Annotated in this window: 15 protein-coding genes and 1 riboswitch; of the genes, 11 read left to right on the forward strand and 4 right to left on the reverse strand. The window is 67.4% G+C overall.

The features are described from left to right. Positions 1 to 84: 84 nt before the first annotated feature. Positions 85 to 285, reverse strand: a riboswitch (cobalamin riboswitch). 238 nt (positions 286 to 523) lie between these two features. Then, positions 524 to 1216, reverse strand: coding sequence for a GntR family transcriptional regulator (locus AC1PZ7_RS22300; protein WP_482357364.1), 693 nt, complete (start codon positions 1214 to 1216; stop codon positions 524 to 526). 258 nt (positions 1217 to 1474) lie between these two features. On the opposite strand from AC1PZ7_RS22300, the gene AC1PZ7_RS22305 reads away from it, so the two are divergent. From AC1PZ7_RS22305 to AC1PZ7_RS22345, 9 genes are all read left to right on the forward strand, one after another. Continuing rightward, positions 1475 to 2290, forward strand: a complete 816-nt coding sequence (locus tag AC1PZ7_RS22305; RefSeq protein ID WP_482357365.1) for an ABC transporter substrate-binding protein — start codon at positions 1475 to 1477, stop codon at positions 2288 to 2290. 313 nt (positions 2291 to 2603) lie between these two features. Continuing rightward, complete coding sequence (locus tag AC1PZ7_RS22310) at positions 2604 to 3266, forward strand: amino acid ABC transporter permease (RefSeq protein WP_482357366.1); 663 nt, start codon at positions 2604 to 2606, stop codon at positions 3264 to 3266. A gap of 25 nt (positions 3267 to 3291) precedes the next feature. Then, positions 3292 to 3945 (forward strand): amino acid ABC transporter permease, encoded by a 654-nt coding sequence (locus AC1PZ7_RS22315; protein ID WP_482359705.1) that lies wholly within the window; start codon positions 3292 to 3294, stop codon positions 3943 to 3945. 9 nt (positions 3946 to 3954) lie between these two features. Then, the gene (locus tag AC1PZ7_RS22320; protein ID WP_482357367.1) at positions 3955 to 4680 is read left to right on the forward strand and encodes an amino acid ABC transporter ATP-binding protein; all 726 of its coding nucleotides are present in this window, start codon (positions 3955 to 3957) and stop codon (positions 4678 to 4680) included. 40 nt (positions 4681 to 4720) lie between these two features. After that, positions 4721 to 5617, forward strand: coding sequence for a dihydrodipicolinate synthase family protein (locus AC1PZ7_RS22325; RefSeq protein ID WP_482357368.1), 897 nt, complete (start codon positions 4721 to 4723; stop codon positions 5615 to 5617). Between the two features lie 136 nt (positions 5618 to 5753). Next, positions 5754 to 7007 (forward strand): NAD(P)/FAD-dependent oxidoreductase, encoded by a 1254-nt coding sequence (locus AC1PZ7_RS22330; RefSeq protein ID WP_482357369.1) that lies wholly within the window; start codon positions 5754 to 5756, stop codon positions 7005 to 7007. A 12-nt stretch (positions 7008 to 7019) separates the two neighbouring features. After that, on the forward strand, positions 7020 to 8021 hold the full coding sequence (locus AC1PZ7_RS22335; protein WP_482357370.1) for a 4-hydroxyproline epimerase: 1002 nt from the start codon (positions 7020 to 7022) through the stop codon (positions 8019 to 8021). Positions 8022 to 8183: 162 nt separating this feature from the next. Then, positions 8184 to 9284 carry a cis-3-hydroxy-L-proline dehydratase gene (locus AC1PZ7_RS22340; RefSeq protein ID WP_482357371.1) on the forward strand — a complete coding sequence of 367 codons (1101 nt, stop codon included), beginning with the start codon at positions 8184 to 8186 and terminating at the stop codon, positions 9282 to 9284. Between the two features lie 291 nt (positions 9285 to 9575). Next, complete coding sequence (locus AC1PZ7_RS22345) at positions 9576 to 10613, forward strand: trans-3-hydroxy-L-proline dehydratase (RefSeq protein WP_482357372.1); 1038 nt, start codon at positions 9576 to 9578, stop codon at positions 10611 to 10613. 89 nt (positions 10614 to 10702) lie between these two features. Here AC1PZ7_RS22345 and AC1PZ7_RS22350 read toward each other — a convergent pair whose 3' ends face one another. The 3 genes from AC1PZ7_RS22350 to AC1PZ7_RS22360 are packed head-to-tail and all read right to left on the reverse strand — an operon-like array spanning position 10703 to position 13651. After that, the gene (locus AC1PZ7_RS22350) at positions 10703 to 11695 is read right to left on the reverse strand and encodes a TRAP transporter substrate-binding protein (RefSeq protein ID WP_482357373.1); all 993 of its coding nucleotides are present in this window, start codon (positions 11693 to 11695) and stop codon (positions 10703 to 10705) included. 58 nt (positions 11696 to 11753) lie between these two features. After that, positions 11754 to 13031, reverse strand: a complete 1278-nt coding sequence (locus AC1PZ7_RS22355; RefSeq protein ID WP_482357374.1) for a TRAP transporter large permease — start codon at positions 13029 to 13031, stop codon at positions 11754 to 11756. Continuing rightward, positions 13031 to 13651, reverse strand: a complete 621-nt coding sequence (locus tag AC1PZ7_RS22360) for a TRAP transporter small permease (protein ID WP_482357375.1) — start codon at positions 13649 to 13651, stop codon at positions 13031 to 13033. Before AC1PZ7_RS22360 ends, AC1PZ7_RS22355 begins: the two co-directional genes overlap by 1 nt. A gap of 97 nt (positions 13652 to 13748) precedes the next feature. Between AC1PZ7_RS22360 and AC1PZ7_RS22365 the strand changes: the two genes are divergently transcribed. Both AC1PZ7_RS22365 and AC1PZ7_RS22370 read left to right on the forward strand, forming a co-directional pair. Continuing rightward, a complete protein-coding gene (locus AC1PZ7_RS22365; RefSeq protein WP_482357376.1) occupies positions 13749 to 14438 on the forward strand; it encodes a GntR family transcriptional regulator in 690 nt (229 codons plus the stop codon). After that, on the forward strand, positions 14435 to 15466 hold the full coding sequence (locus tag AC1PZ7_RS22370) for an Ldh family oxidoreductase (protein ID WP_482357377.1): 1032 nt from the start codon (positions 14435 to 14437) through the stop codon (positions 15464 to 15466). The genes AC1PZ7_RS22365 and AC1PZ7_RS22370 overlap by 4 nt, the downstream gene beginning before the upstream one ends. The last annotated feature ends 36 nt before the right edge of the window (positions 15467 to 15502 follow it).

Below are 15502 nucleotides of genomic sequence, written 5' to 3' on the forward strand. Positions count from 1 at the left end.
GGCCGAGCGGAAACGGCGCGGCGCGTGGACGCCGGACACCCGGCGGCACACACCACAGCGTTCCTCCGGGGCACCCCGCCCGAGGACGTTATCGCAGTCGCGGCAGGTCTCCTGGCTCGCGGGTCAAACGCCTTTGTCCGGCCTTCCCGGAGCTTTCGCCCCAGTGACGCTGAATGGACGCGGGCTCGCCGCTTACAGTTGCGGGGGCAGCGCCGGTATCGCACCGGCTTCCCTCTTAGCCCCCCCCTCTCGCGATTCGGGGGCACCGTGACTACTAGCTATGGTGGCTTGGAGACTGATGGACGTCAATATATGGATGGGACTTTCTCGTCCCACTCCATCATCCGCCCTTAGGGGCGCCCGGCCGACGAACGTTGCGGCAAGATGGGGGCAAGGGGCTCGGCCCGCCGACCGGACATTCACAGTATCGCCCATGCAGATTGCCGGCTTAGGTCTCAATGTTTCCGGATCATTTCACCTTGTATCCCGCGGTCGGCCAGGGCCGGCCGACGACGTGCGACGGTCAGCTCCGCGGCGAGCCGACGTCGTTCGCCGGTCGCGTGCGCTGCAGGAAGTCGATCAGCGAGACGCTGGCGCCGAGAATATGCTCCCGGGTGAGACGCGCCGCCTCCTCGGCATCGCGACGGATGCAGGCGAGCAGGATGCCCTCGTGCTCGCGCCGCGCCCGCGCCATGCCGTCGGTCAGCACAAGCTGGGCCCGCAGATAACGGTCGACCCGGTCGAGTGCGGCGCTGATGGTCTGCAGGTAATAGGGCCGCCCTGACGCCTCATAGAGACTGTAGTGGAAACGCCGGTTCAACTCGCCCCAGTGCGAGGAATCGGTCTCGGTCGAGAAGGCGTGGGCGAAGCGCTTGGCGTTCTCCAGCCCCTCCTCGGAAATGCGCTCGACCGAATAGCGCAGCACTTCCGGCTCCAGCAGCGCGCGGAACTCGAAGATCTCGCGAATCTCCTCGGCCGACAAGGTGGTGACGACGGCGCCGCGGTAGCGCTGCGTCGACACCAGTCCCTGTTCTTCCAACCGGGTCAGCGCCTCGCGCACGGGAATCCGGCTGACATTGAACATGCGAGCAATGTGATCCTGCCGCAGCGTCTGGCCTTCGGAGATGTCCCCCTTGGCGATCGCCTCGCGCAGCGCGTCGAAGATGACGTCCGAGGCGGACGCCATCTGCGCGATGTCCGTTGCCCTAACCTTCATCTTCCCACCTCCCGACTGGCCCGGACGACCGGCTTCACTGCCGATTCGCTGCCGACGAACTCGTTGCGCACCCTGCCGTTTCACTGCCCGCGACGCCAGAGCCCGAGCATCTCGAGGCAAATTCGCACGGATATTGAAAAAAGGATATTGAAACTTGGATCCAAAAATTGGAAGCTCCCTTCGTCGCCGGGCGGCGCCTGCACTTCCGACGCCGACGGCCACTAACAGAGAAACAACTTCCTTCAGAGGAGAGCCGTTATGGCTAAGGGATTCGGCATTCTGGCCGCTGCGGCGCTGACGCTCGCCGCCGCCATGCCCGCGCAGGCGGACAAGCTCGACGACATCATCGCCTCCGGCACGCTGCGCTGTGCCGTCGTGCTCGACTTCCCGCCCATGGGGTCGCGCGACGCCAATAACGAGCCGATCGGCTTTGATGTCGACTACTGCAACGACCTCGCCAAGGTGCTCGGCGTGAAGGCGGAGATCGTCGAGACGCCGTTCCCCGACCGCATTCCCGCACTGGTCTCGGGCCGCGTCGATGTCGGCGTCGCCTCGACCTCCGACACGCTGGAGCGGGCCAAGACCGCCGGCTTCACCATTCCCTATTTCGCCTTCAAGATGGTGGTTCTCACCAAGGAAGGCCTGGGGATCAAGGATTACGCCAGCCTGAAGGGCAAGAAGACCGGCTCGGTCTCCGGTACCTTCGAGGCGATCGCGCTCGATAACGACGTCAAGAAATGGGCGGATGGCACGACGTTCCGCGGCTACCAGACCCAGGCGGACGTGTTCCTGGCGCTGGCGCAGGGCCAGATCGACGCCACCGTGGTCACCTCGACCGTCGCCGCGGCGATCGTGAAGGAAGGCAAGTACAAGGGCCTGATGATGGGCGGCGATGCCCCCTACGACATCGACTATGTCGCGCTGATCGCCCTGCGCAACGAGCAGGGCCTCATCAACTACCTGAATCTGTTCGTCAATCAGCAGGTCCGCACCGGCCGCTACAAGGCGCTCTACGACAAGTGGATCGGCCTTGGCGAGGCGCCCGACCTGACGGTGCCCGGCGTCTATCGCTGATCGCCCCGCCCACGTCGTCCCGGAACGGCCGCCAGGCCGTCTCCGGGAGCGCGGCGGCGCTCCGCACGGCGATCCCGGCCCCGCGCCCGCGGCCCCGGCCGGGAGACGTCCGTGATAGGACGCGGGCAGTGCCCGACTGCCGGCGCTGCTGCTACATCAAGCTGCGGCATCCGGCTGCAGACTGCGCCTTCAAGACCTGACTGCAAGATTTGCCTGCAGGGCCCACCCGCAAGCAAGATTTGACGGCAAGACCCGCCTGCAAGCACGATTTGACGGCAAGACCCGCCCGCAAGGTCCGAGCGACGAGCGACCCATGAACTACACCTTTCACTGGCTGCCGGCGTTCCGTGCGCTGCCCGACATGCTGTGGGGCGCGCTGGTGACGCTGGAGATCGCCGCGCTCTCCATGCTGCTCGGCGTGTTCTTCGCCATCCTGCTCGCGGTCGGCGCCAGCTCGAACCACCGCGCCCTGCGCGCCGCCGCCGCCAGCTGGGTGGAGCTGGCGCGCAACACGCCGGCGCTGTTCCAGATCTACATGGCCTATTTCGGCCTCGGCTCGCTCGGCATCCATCTCGACAGCTTCGTCGCCCTGCTCGCCGGCATCACCTTCAACAATGCCGGCTATCTCGCCGAGACCTTCCGCGGCGGCCTGCGCGCCGTGCCGCAGACCCAGGTCCGCGCCGCCCGCTCGCTCGGCATGGGGCAGATCCAGGCCTTCCGGCTGATCGTCATGCCGCAGATGTTCCGCATCGTGTTCTATCCGCTCACCAACCAGATGGTCTGGGCCATCCTGATGACCTCGCTCGGCGTCATCGTCGGCCTCAATGACGACCTCACCGGCGTCACCCAAGAGCTCAATGTCCGCTCCTTCCGCACCTTCGAGTATTTCGCCCTGGCAGCCGTGATCTACTACCTGCTCGCCAAGTTCGTCACCGTCTCCGCCCGCCTGCTGGCGTGGCGCCTGTTCCGCTACTGAGGGAGGCCGCGCCATGTTCTCCTCCCTGTTCGACACCAGCTTTTCGCCGGGCGACCTCTGGTTCATGCTCAAGGGCGCCGGCGTGACGCTGGCGATCACCTTCTGGGCGGTGATCGGCGGCACGCTGCTGGGCGTCGCCTTCGGCGTGGTCCGCGCGGTGTCGCCCTGGTGGATCAACGCGCCGATCGGCGCGGTGCTCGACGTGTTCCGCTCGATCCCGCTGCTGATCCAGCTGGTGCTCGCCAACTCGTTCAAGACCATCGTCGGCATCCACTGGAGCCCGTTCACCGTAGGCTGCGTGGTGCTGGCGCTCTACATGTCGGCCTATTGCACCGAGATCGTGCGCGCGGGCTTCCTCGCCGTGCCGGCGACCACCCGCCGGGCCGCCCGCTCGCTCGGGCTCTCCTACCGGCAGGACCTGACCGAGATCGTCTTCCCCATCGCGCTCAGGGTCGCGCTGCCGAGCTGGATCGGCCTGACGCTGGGCGTGATGAAGGACACCGCCATGGTCTGGTGGATCGGCGTCGTCGAATTGCTGCGCTCCTCGCAGGTGATCGTCACCCGCATCCAGGAGCCGCTCTTCGTGCTGTCCATCGCCGGCCTGATCTATTTCCTGATGAGCTTCCCCATCGCCCGCCTCGGCGCGCGGCTCGAGAAGCGCTGGCGCGAAAACGACTGAGAAAGAGCCATGTCGATTGAGATCGAGAACGTCCACAAGGCCTTCGGCTCGCTCGAAGTAGTCAAGGGCGTCACCATGACCGTCGAGAAGGGCGAGGTGGTCTCCGTCATCGGCGGCTCCGGCTCGGGCAAGTCGACCCTGCTCATGTGCATCAACGGGCTGGAGCCGATCAATTCCGGCCGCATCCTGGTCGACGGCACGGATGTCCACGCCCGCGGCACCGACCTCAACAGGCTGCGCCGCAAGATCGGCATCGTCTTCCAGCAATGGAACGCGTTTCCCCATCTCACCGTGCTGGAGAACGTGATGCTGGCGCCGCGCAAGGTGCTGGGCAAGTCGAAGGCCGAGGCGGAAGCCGTCGCGGTCGAGAAGCTCTCCCATGTCGGCCTGGCCGAAAAGCTGAAGGTCTATCCCTCGCGGCTTTCCGGCGGCCAGCAGCAGCGCATGGCGATCGCCCGCGCGCTCGCCATGTCGCCGGACTACATGCTGTTCGACGAGGTGACCTCGGCGCTCGATCCCCAGCTCGTCGGCGAGGTGCTGGAGACCATGCGCCTGCTCGCCGCCGAGGGCATGACGATGATCGTCGTCACCCACGAGATCGCCTTCGCCCGCGAAGTCTCCGACCGCGTCGCCTTCTTCAACAAGGGCAAGATCCACGAAATCGGCCCCCCCGCCCAAGTCATCGGCAACCCGCAAATGCCCGAAACAATCGACTTCCTCAAATCCGTCCTTTGATCCCACACGATCGCATTCGAAAGACTCAAGGAGCATTCCCATGTGGCAGGGCGTCTATCCCGCCGTTACCGCGAAGTTCAACGAGGACGACACCCTCGATCACAAGGAGATGGAGCGCTGCTTCGCCTTGCAGATCGACGCCGGCGTCGACGGCCTCATCGTCAACGGCTCGCTCGGCGAAGGCCCGATGCTCTCGCATGACGAGCGCCTCTCCGTGCTGAAGACCGCCAAATCGGTCGCCGGCAAGCGCCCGGTGCTGATGACCATCGCCGATGCCGCGACCCGCGACTGCGCCTCGCTGGCCAAGCGCGCCGCGCAGGCCGGCGCCGACGGCCTGATGGTGGTGCCGAGCCTCGTCTACCACACCAACCCGAAGGAGACGGTGGCGACGCTCTCCGCGGTGGCGCAGGCCGCCGACCTGCCGGTGATGATCTACTCCAACCGCATCGCCTACCGCGTCGACATCACCGTCGACATCATGGCCGAGCTCGCCAAGGACGCGCGTTTCGTGGCGGTGAAGGAGTCCTCGGACGACATCCGCCGCACGGTCGAGCTGCAGAACGCCTTCGGCGACCGTTTCGACATCTTCACCGGCGTCGACAATCTCGCCTTCGAGGCGCTGGCGCTCGGCGCGGTGGGCTGGGTCGCCGGCCTCGTGGTCGCCTTCCCGGAAGAGACGGTGGCGATCTACAAGCTGATGAAGGCCAAGCGCTATGACGAGGCGCTGGAAATCTACCGCTGGTTCCGCCCGCTGCTCGACCTCGACGTGTCGACCTATCTGGTCCAGAACCTGAAGCTGGTCGAGGCGATGGTCACCGGCACCACCGAGCGCGTGCGCGCCCCCCGCCTGCCGCTCGACGGCGAGCAGCGCGCCAAGGTCGAGAAGATCGTGCGCGAGGGCCTCGCCACCCGCCCGACCCTCGCCAAGGCGGCGTGAGCCGTCGACCGCCGAACTGACCCCTCATCCCCGGGCGTGACCCGGGGACCCAGGGACCGGGTGTTTCCTTCCAGTCTGGGTGGCCGGGTCGAGCCCGGCCATGAGGGCAATAGTCCATGTGCCTGAGCATGAGAGCATGAGCGACAAGGCTGCCGCAGGCGAGATCGCCGTCATCGGCGCGGGCATCGTCGGGCTCGCCACGGCCTTCCATCTCGTCGCCGAGGGCTATCGCGTGCGCCTCGTCGAGCGTGGCGGCGTGGCGGAAGGGGCGAGCTTCGGCAATGCCGGGGCGTTCGCCTTCACCGACATTCTCCCCCTCGCCTCGCCGGGCATGCTGCGCAAGGCGCCGAAATGGCTGCTCGACCCGCTGGGGCCGCTCTCCATTCCGCCCCGCTACCTGCCGCAGATCACCCCCTGGCTGATCCGCTTCTGGCGCGCCAGCCTGCCCGACCGCTACGCCGCCTCGATCACCGCGCAGGGCGACCTGATGCGCTTCGCCGCCACGGCGATGCGGGACATGGTGGCGAGCGCCGATCTCGCCGGCCATGTGCGCCGCGACGGCAATCTCCAGCTCTATGAGAGCGAGGCCGAGCTCGCCGCCTCGCTCCCCGGCTGGGAGGCGCGGGCCAGGGAAGGCATCGAGTTCGAGCATGTGCGCGGCGGCCGGCTCGACGAGCTGCAGCCCGGCCTGTCGCCGCGCTTCGTCGCCGGCACCTTCACCCCGCACTGGCAGACGGTGGACGACCCCTATCACTACGCCCTCGCTTTGTTCCGCACGGTGATGGCGCGCGGCGCGGCGCTCACCCATGGCGAGGTCGTCGCCATCGAGCCGGAGGCGCGCGGCGTGCGCCTGCGGCTCGCCGGCGGCGGGACGATCCATGCCGGCCGGGTGGTCGTCGCCGGCGGTGCCTGGTCGCGCCCGCTGGCGCTCCAGCTCGGCGACAAGGTCCCGCTGGAGACCGAGCGCGGCTACAACACCACGCTGCCGCCGGGCGCCTTCGACCTCAAGCGCCAGCTCACCTTCGGCGGTCATGGCTTCGTGGTGACGCCGCTGTCCACCGGCATCCGCGTCGGCGGCGCGGTGGAGCTGGGCGGGCTGAAGGCGCCGCCGAATTTCAAGCGTTCCGAGGCCATGCTGACCAAGGCCGCGGCCTTCCTTCCCGGACTGAGGACCGAGGGCGGCAAGCAGTGGATGGGCTTCCGCCCCTCGCTGCCGGATTCGCTGCCCGTCATCGGCGTCTCACGCGCCTCGCCCCACCTGTTCTACGCCTTCGGCCACGGCCATCTCGGCCTCACCCAGAGCGCGGCGACCGGCCGGCTGATCGCCGATCTCGTGGCCGGGCGCCTACCCTCGATTCCCCTCGACCCCTTCCGTCCCGACCGCTTCTGACGAGTGACCTCCATGGCGCGACACAGCTTCTTCTGCATAGACGGCCACACCTGCGGCAATCCCGTGCGGCTGGTGGCCGGCGGCGGGCCGAACCTCGTCGGTTCGACGATGATCGAGAAGCGCGCGCATTTCCTGCGCGAATTCGACTGGATCCGTACCGGGCTGATGTTCGAGCCGCGCGGCCACGACATGATGTCGGGCTCGATCCTCTACCCGCCGACGCGGCCCGATTGCGACGTCGCCATCCTGTTCATCGAGACCTCCGGCTGCCTGCCCATGTGCGGGCACGGCACCATCGGCACGGTGACGATGGCGATCGAGCACGGGCTGGTGACGCCGAAGACGCCGGGCGTGCTGATGCTCGACACGCCGGCCGGGGTGGTGAAGGCCGAATACACCCAGGTCGGGCAGTATGTCGAAGAGGTGCGCATCACCAACGTGCCGGCCTTCCTCTACGCGCGGGGCCTCACCGCCGAATGCCCCGGCCTCGGCGAGGTGACGGTGGATGTCGCCTATGGCGGCAACTTCTACGCCATCGTCGAGCCGCAGGAAGCCTTCCGCGACATGGCCGATTTCACCGCCGGCGAGCTGGTCGGCATGAGCCCGGCGCTGCGCCGCGCGCTCAACGAAAAATACGAGTTCGTGCACCCGGAAAAGCCCGAGATCCGCGGCCTGTCGCACATCCTGTGGACCGGGATCGCCCGGCACCCCGAGGCGCATGCGCGCAACGCGGTGTTCTATGGCGACAAGGCGATCGACCGCTCGCCCTGCGGCACCGGCACCTCCTCGCGCATGGCCCATCTCGCCGCGCTCGGCAGGCTGAAGGTGGGCGACGATTTCGTGCATGAGAGCATCATCGGCTCGCTGTTCAAGGGCCGCGTCGAGGCGGCGGTGAAGGTGGGGGATCGCGACGCGATCATCCCCTCCATCGGCGGCTGGGCCCGCATGACCGGCTACAACACCATCTTCATCGACGACCGCGACCCCTTCGCGCACGGCTTCGTGGTGGTGTGACGCTTTCGGCGCGCGGCGTCATCCCGAGGCGCTCGGGCATCGCCCGAGCCTCGAAGGAGGCTCACGCGCCATCTGTTTCAACATCCTTCGAGGCTCGCTGCGCTCGCACCTCAGGATGACGGCTGAACGCGGGCGGCAACGGCAGATAACGGAAACCACGCCATGAAGATCACCGGCATCAAGGCCTACAAAGTCGGCTTGCCCCTGAGGGAGGGCCGCTACAACTGGTCGAACGGCAATTTCATCGAGGTGTTCGATTCCACCGTGGTGGCGGTGGAGACCGATGCCGGCATCACCGGCTATGCCGAATGCTGCCCGCTCGGCTCGGCGTACCTTCCCGCCTATGCGCATGGCGTGCGCGCCGGGCTGGAGGAGATCGGCCCGAAGGTGATCGGCCTCGACCCGACCGACCTCAACGTGCTGAACCGGCACATGGATGCGGTGCTGCGCGGCCACCCCTATGTGAAGGCGCCGATCGACATCGCCTGCTGGGACATTCTCGGCAAGGTGGCGGGGCTGCCGGTCTACAAGCTGCTGGGCGGCGCGGCGCAGGAGAAGGTCGCGCTCTACCGCGCCATCTCGCAGGAGGCGCCCGAGGTGATGGCGAAGAAGATAGCCGGCTACAAGGCCGAGGGCTACACCAAGTTCCAGCTCAAGGTCGGCGGCGACGCCGACCAGGACATCGACCGCATCCGCGCCACCCGCAACATCCTCGACGCGACCGACATTCTGGTCGCCGACGCCAATACCGGCTGGACGCGGGCGGAAGCCGCGCGCATCGCCGCCGCCGTCGCCGATCTCGACGTCTATATCGAGCAGCCCTGCCCCACCTACGAGGAATGCGTCTCGGTGCGCCGGCGCACCAACCGCCCCTTCGTGCTCGACGAGGTGATCGACGGCGTCGGCACGCTGATGAAGGCGCTGGCGGACGACGCCATGGACATCATCAACCTGAAGATCTCCAAGGTCGGCGGCCTCACCAAGGCGCGGCTGATGCGCGACATCTGCGTCGCCTCGGGCACGCCGATGACCATCGAGGACACCTGGGGCGGCGACATCGTCACCGCCACCATCGCCCATCTCGCCCGCTCGACGCCGGAGGAGTTCTCCTTCTCCGCCACCGACTTCAACAGCTACGGCACGGTGGACATCGCGAGCGGCGCGCCGAAGCGTGAGAACGGCTTCATGACCGCCTCCGACGCGCCGGGGCTGGGCATCACCCCGATTTTCGACGTGCTCGGCGATCCGGTGGTGGTGATCTAGTGCTTCTTCTGAAGCAAAACCCAGCGGTCGAACTCAATTCGGTTCATGTGTATCCGATCGACACGTATCGAGTAGCTACGATCTAGCCGCCACTTATGAGCTAACACCTCTTCGATTGTATCGTACTCGCCTTCGATAGAGGACGGTCGATTGTCGATATCGAGTCGATATACGATGAAACGCTTCGGCATTTCATCGTCTGCATATTGGGTGTCGTCGGGGCGCATCTGAGTTGTCCCAGTGACTGATTCCGGTAAGCGTAACATAGCTCCAACCGACGAGGCCGCCCCCATGCGCAGCTCCAAGGTCATCCACATCGTCGGCTGCCATGCCGAGGGCGAGGTCGGCGACGTGATCGTCGGCGGTGTCGCCCCGCCGCCCGGCGACACGGTATGGGCGCAGTCGCGCTTCATCGCGCGTGACAACACCCTGCGCAATTTCGTGCTGCAGGAACCGCGTGGCGGCGTGTTCCGCCATGTGAACCTCCTGGTGCCGCCGAAGGACCCGAAGGCGGTGGCGGCGTGGATCATCATGGAGCCGGAGGACACCCCGCCCATGTCCGGCTCCAACTCGATCTGCGTTTCCACCGTGCTGCTCGACACCGGCATCGTGCCGATGGTGGAGCCGGAAACGCACATGGTGCTGGAGGCGCCGGGCGGGCTGATCGAGGTCACCGCCTATTGCCGCAACGGCAAGGCCGAGCGGATCAAGGTGCGCAACCACCCCTCCTTCGCCGAAAAGCTCGACGCCAGGCTGGAGGTCGAGGGGCTCGGCACGCTCACCGTCGACACCGCCTATGGCGGCGACAGCTTCGTCATCGTCGACGCCCATGCGCTGGGCTTTTCCATCCGGCCGGACGAGGCGAAGGACCTGGCCGAGACGGGCATGCGCATCGTCAAGGCGGCCAACCGGCAGCTCGGATTCAAGCACCCCGAGAATGCCGACTGGAACCACATCTCGTTCTGCCAGTTCGCCGCGCCGGTGGTGGAAGAGAATGGCGTGAAGTCGGGCGCCAATGCGGTGGCGATCCGCCCCGGCAAGATCGACCGCTCGCCGACCGGCACCGGCTGTTCCGCCCGCATGGCGGTGCTGCACGCCAAGGGCCAGCTCAAGGTCGGCGAAACCTTCGTCGGCCGCTCGATCATCGATTCAAGCTTCGAGTGCCGGATCGAGGGCGAGACCACCTTGGGCGGGCGCCCGGCCATCCTGCCCTCGATCATGGGGCGGGCCTGGGTGACGCATACCGCCCAGCTCATGCTCGACCCCGAGGATCCCTGGCCGACCGGCTACCGGCTCTCCGACACCTGGCCGGTGTGGACGCAGGACTGACGGCCGGCAAACATAACCGGTAGCCGGTTTAAAAAATGAAAGAGGCGCCCCGCAGGGCGCCTCTCGTCTTTCGGGCTGTAGGGCGCCGCTCAGCCGAGCGTGGCGCCGACCTTGCGCAGCTCGGGAAGGATCGGGGCCTTCGGCGCCCAGATCTTGTCGTATTCGGCGATGATCGGCGCGGCGTCCGCCGCCGGCGGCACGACGATCTTGATGCCGGTGCCCTCGAACTGCGTGATCAGCTTCGGGGCGTTGGTCACCGTCTCGTCGACCTGGACTTCCAGGGCTTGCTTGGTCGCCTCGGAAATCAGCTTGCGATCCTCGGCCGAAAGGGTCTGCCAGGCCTTGCCCGAGGCCAGCGCGATGAAGGGCATGAACACCGCATCCATGCGCATCAGCACCTTCGAGACCTTGTCGAAGCGCTGGTTCCACGAGAAGTCGAGATCGGCCTCCAGCCCGTCCACCTGGCCGTTGGCCATGGCGTCGAACACCTGCGGCGTCGGGATCGGCGTCGGCGCGGCGCCGAGCAGCGAATAGAAGTCGCGGAAGGCCGGCGTTGTGTTGATGCGCAGCTTCATGCCGTTCAGGCCGGCGATGCCGTCGATCGGCTTGGCCGAGAACACCACGCGGATCGAGGTGATGCCCCAGCCGAGGCCGAGCGTGCCGGTCTCCTTGGGCAGCGGGTCGAGCATCTGCATGGCGATGGGCTGGCGCACCAGCTTGGCGGCGGCCTCGGTCGAGCGGATGACATAGGGCGCGAGAATGGCGGCGACGTTCGGCACGCGGTTGCCGACCTCGGCCGCCTGCAGGAAGGCCATGTCGAGCGCGCCGGTCTGCAATTGCTGCATCATCGCGCCTTCATTGCCGAGCTGGCCGGCATGGAAGACGGTCATGGTCAGCTTGCCGCCGGTCTTCTCCTTGAGCACGTCGGCGACCTTCAGCGCGGCGTTGTTCCAGGGATGGCCGGGCGGGGTGATGATGCCGAGGCGCAGATCGCGCGTCTGGGCGCGCAGCACGCCCGGGGCGGCGAGCGGCAGGACGGTGCCGGCGGCCGCGGCCGCGAGCAGGGAACGGCGAGAGATCATCGGATTTCTCCTCTTGGCTCGGAAGGTTGTGTTGCGGAGGTTTCTTGGTGCCGGCGCCTCATCGCACGAGGGCCGTGGAAAGCACGGGGAAGATGGAGAGCAGCACGAGCAGCACGCAGGCCGCGAAGAAGAAGGGCAAGGTGACGAGGAACATCTTGCCGGGCTTGGCGCCGGTGACCGCCGCCGCCACGAAGAAGCACAGCCCCACCGGCGGCGACAGGAAGCCGAGGACGAGGTTGATCACCGCCACCACGCCGAACTGCACGGGATCGATATTGTAGACCTCGGTGGCGACGGGCAGCAGGATCGGCACCGTCATGATCAGCCCCGGCGCGCCGTCGATCACCGTGCCGATGATGAGCAGGATGACGTTGACCAGCAGCATGAAGGAGATCGGCCCCGCGGCGATGGACTGGATCCACAGCGCCACCTCCTGCGGGATCTTGGCGAACACCAGCACCCAGGACAGCACGCCGGCGGCGGCGACGAGGAACAGCACGATGCCGGAATAGACCCCGGCGCGCAGGAACATGTGGGGAAGCTGCGCCAGGCGCAGTTCGCGCGTCCAGAAGCGGCCGACGAGGATCGAGGCGAGCGCGCCGATGGCGGCGGATTCGGTGGGATTGGCGAGGCCGGTGAGGATCGAGCCGACGATGACGATGGGAATGAGCAGCGTCGGGGCGCAGGCGAGCACGGTCGACACGCGCTGGCGCAGCGAGGCGGCCTCGCCGCGCGGGTAATTATAGACGAACCCCATCAGCGCGATCACGAGGCAGAACAGCGTGGTGAGGACGACGCCGGGAATGAGGCCGGCGATCAGCATGTCGCTCACCGGCACCTGCGCCAGCACCGAATACATGACGAACATGATGGAGGGCGGGATGATCGGCCCGAGCATGCCGGCATAGGCGGTGAGGCCGGCGGCGAAGGTCTTGTCGTAGCCCTTCGCCTCCATCTCCGGCACCATGATCTGCGCCATGATCGCCACCTGCGCCGTCGCCGAGCCGAGGATCGAGGAGACGAACATGTTGGCGAGCAGGTTCACATAGGCGAGGCCGCCGCGCAGCGCGCCGACAAAGGCCATCGTCATGTTGATGATCTGCCGGGTGATGCCGCCGCCGTTCATGATCTCGCCGATCAGGATGAACAGCGGGATGGCGATCAGGCCGTAATTGTCGACCGAGCCGAACATCTGCATCGGGAAGCTCTGGTAGAGCACCGGATTGCCCGAGGCGGCGATGAACACCACGCCGGTGAGGCAGATGGCGATGCCGATCGGCACGCCGATCAGCAGGCAGATCAGCAGGCAGATCAGGAAGGCCGCGCTGGTCAGCATCAGGCGACCTCCTCGGCGCTGCCGAGGCCGAAGCCGCCGCGGTCGGGCCTCGCGGACAGGCCGAGATCCTCGACGAGGTTGGCGATGCTGTGGAAGACCAGCGTGAGCGCGAACAGCGGCACCACGAGATAGACGATCCAGCTCGGCCAGTTCAGCGTCTGGGTCCGCTCCGTGTAGAGGAAGTTGAAGGTCGCCCCGCCATATTCCTTGCCGTCGAAGCCGGCGCCGGCAATGCCGACCGGGTCCATCCACACCCAGCACATGGCGGCGAGCGACAGGCCGAATCCGAGGACGCACAGGGTGGCGAGCACGCGCGTCGCCATCGCGCCGCGCGGCGACAGATGCTCGGTCAGCAGCGTCATCGAGAAGTCGAGCCGCAGCCGCGACATGGCGGAGGCGCCGATGAAGGTGAGCCATACCGTGGTGAAGATCGCCGACTCGTCGACCCAGTAGAGCGGCGCGCCGCTGTAGCGGGTGGCGACGTTGAGCAGGATGAGGCCGGTGAGCAGCGCCATCAGCGCGCCGATCGCGATCCGCTCGACATGCAGGATCGCCTCGGAAATGGCGGTGACCGCTCGAAAGGGGCCGCCACCGGCGGGCACGCCGTCGGCTCGTGACATGAGCACGCTTTCCCTCTGTCTTTTCACGGATCGTAGATTTTATAAATTATATCCGTCAATATGCCGATGTGATTATCCAGGCTCGAAACGCGCTAAAATGACCCCGCTCCTCAAGCACCGGACCCTTTCGGCCGCCATTGTCGACCAGTTGCGCAAGGCGATCCTCGACGGCACCTACGCCGCCGGCGCGCAGCTGCGGCAGGACGCGCTGGCCGCGACCTTCAAGGTCAGCCGCATTCCCATCCGCGAGGCGCTGTTCCAGCTCGACGCCGAAGGGCTGGTGCGCATCGTCCCGCAGAAGGGGGCCATCGTCTCGGAACTGTCGGCGGACGAGATCAACGACGTGTTCGAGCTGCGCTGCCTGCTGGAGCCGCGCCTGCTCGCCTGCTCGATCCCCAATCTCGGCCCCAACGACTTCACGCTGTTCGACGACCTGCACAAGCAGATGGTGGTGGCCACCGCCACGCAGGACCTCAGCCGCTGGGGCCAGCTCAACGCCGATTTCCACATGGCGCTGTACGGGCATGCCGGGCAGCCGCGCTCGCTGTCCATCGTCCATTCCCTGCTGCAGTCGAGCGACCGCTACACGCGCGTGCAGCTCAGCGGCACCGCCGGCTCGGGCATGGCCGGCATGCAGCGCGCGGTGGACGAGCATGCCACACTCGTCGAACTGAGCCGGGCCGGCGAGATCGACAGGGCCTGCGCCTTCCTCGTGCAGCATATCGGCTCGGTGCATGAGGATCTGCTGCGCGCGATCGAGCGCGGCTCGCGCGAGGCGGCGTCGTGAGCGGCGGCGCCAGCGATAGCGTGCGGCTCGGCCTCGACGAGGTGCACGCGCTCTGCCGCGACACCTTGCTGGCCGCCGGCCTCGGCGAGCCGCATGCGCAGGCCATCGCCCGCTCCATCGCCCGCGCGCAGGCCGACGAGTGCCATTCGCACGGGCTCTACCGGCTCATCGGCTATGTCGACAGCGTGCGCAGCGGCAAGGCCGAGCGCGACGCGCTGCCGGTGCTCACGCGGACGACGCCCGTGGTGCTGCGGGTCGATGCCCGCCGCGGCTTCGCCCCGCTCGCCATCGAGACCGGCGTGCCGGCGCTGATCGAGGCGGCGAAGACCTACGGCATCGCGGCGCTGGCCATCCATGACTGCTATCACTTCTCGGCGCTGTGGGCGGATATCGAGCCGGCTATCGACGCTGGTCTGGCCGCGTGGTGCTTCACCGTCGGCCAGTGCTGCGTCGCCCCGGCCGGGGGCACTCAGCCGCTGCTCGGCACCAATCCGATCGCCTTCGGCTGGCCGGGTCCGGCGGGGCGTCCCTTCCTGTTCGACTTCGCCACCAGCGCCGCCGCGCGCGGCGAGATCGAGCTGAAGCGCCGCGCCGGCGACCCCATCCCGCCGGGCTGGGCCGTCGGGCCGGACGGCGCGCCGACCACCGACCCCGCCGCCGCGCTGGCCGGCGCCCTGCTGCCCTTCGGCGGCCACAAGGGCTCGGCGCTGTCGATGATGGTCGAGCTGATCGCCGGTCCGCTGATCGGCGACGTCACCAGCCGGCAGGCCAAGGCGCTGGAGAACGGCGATTCCGGGCCCCCGCTGGGCGGCGAACTCTTCATCGCCATCGACCCGGCCGTGTTCGGCCGCGAGACGCTGGACCGGCGCCTCGCCGACGCGGAGGAACTCTTCGCCCTCGCCCGGACGCAGCCCGGCGTGCGGCTGCCCTCCGAGCGACGCTATGGCGCCCGCGCGCGCAGCCGCGAGGGCGTCCTGGTACCCGCCGCGCTCCTCGCCGAACTCCGGGCGCTGTCGGCACCCGCCTGAACCAATATCCCGGATGCCGGACGGGTAGCCCGAGCC

Source organism: Ancylobacter sp. TW_SC_1 (assembly GCF_056836805.1).

What these genes read in the sequence shown, in the direction of transcription:
- AC1PZ7_RS22300 (WP_482357364.1), bottom strand. Translation starts at nt 1,216, where the DNA reads ATGAAGGTTAGGGCAACGGACATCGCGCAGATGGCGTCCGCCTCGGAC.
- AC1PZ7_RS22305 (WP_482357365.1), top strand. Translation starts at nt 1,475, where the DNA reads ATGGCTAAGGGATTCGGCATTCTGGCCGCTGCGGCGCTGACGCTCGCC.
- AC1PZ7_RS22310 (WP_482357366.1), top strand. Translation starts at nt 2,604, where the DNA reads ATGAACTACACCTTTCACTGGCTGCCGGCGTTCCGTGCGCTGCCCGAC.
- AC1PZ7_RS22320 (WP_482357367.1), top strand. Translation starts at nt 3,955, where the DNA reads ATGTCGATTGAGATCGAGAACGTCCACAAGGCCTTCGGCTCGCTCGAA.
- AC1PZ7_RS22325 (WP_482357368.1), top strand. Translation starts at nt 4,721, where the DNA reads ATGTGGCAGGGCGTCTATCCCGCCGTTACCGCGAAGTTCAACGAGGAC.
- AC1PZ7_RS22330 (WP_482357369.1), top strand. Translation starts at nt 5,754, where the DNA reads ATGAGCGACAAGGCTGCCGCAGGCGAGATCGCCGTCATCGGCGCGGGC.
- AC1PZ7_RS22335 (WP_482357370.1), top strand. Translation starts at nt 7,020, where the DNA reads ATGGCGCGACACAGCTTCTTCTGCATAGACGGCCACACCTGCGGCAAT.
- AC1PZ7_RS22340 (WP_482357371.1), top strand. Translation starts at nt 8,184, where the DNA reads ATGAAGATCACCGGCATCAAGGCCTACAAAGTCGGCTTGCCCCTGAGG.
- AC1PZ7_RS22345 (WP_482357372.1), top strand. Translation starts at nt 9,576, where the DNA reads ATGCGCAGCTCCAAGGTCATCCACATCGTCGGCTGCCATGCCGAGGGC.
- AC1PZ7_RS22350 (WP_482357373.1), bottom strand. Translation starts at nt 11,695, where the DNA reads ATGATCTCTCGCCGTTCCCTGCTCGCGGCCGCGGCCGCCGGCACCGTC.
- AC1PZ7_RS22355 (WP_482357374.1), bottom strand. Translation starts at nt 13,031, where the DNA reads ATGCTGACCAGCGCGGCCTTCCTGATCTGCCTGCTGATCTGCCTGCTG.
- AC1PZ7_RS22360 (WP_482357375.1), bottom strand. Translation starts at nt 13,651, where the DNA reads ATGTCACGAGCCGACGGCGTGCCCGCCGGTGGCGGCCCCTTTCGAGCG.
- AC1PZ7_RS22365 (WP_482357376.1), top strand. Translation starts at nt 13,749, where the DNA reads ATGACCCCGCTCCTCAAGCACCGGACCCTTTCGGCCGCCATTGTCGAC.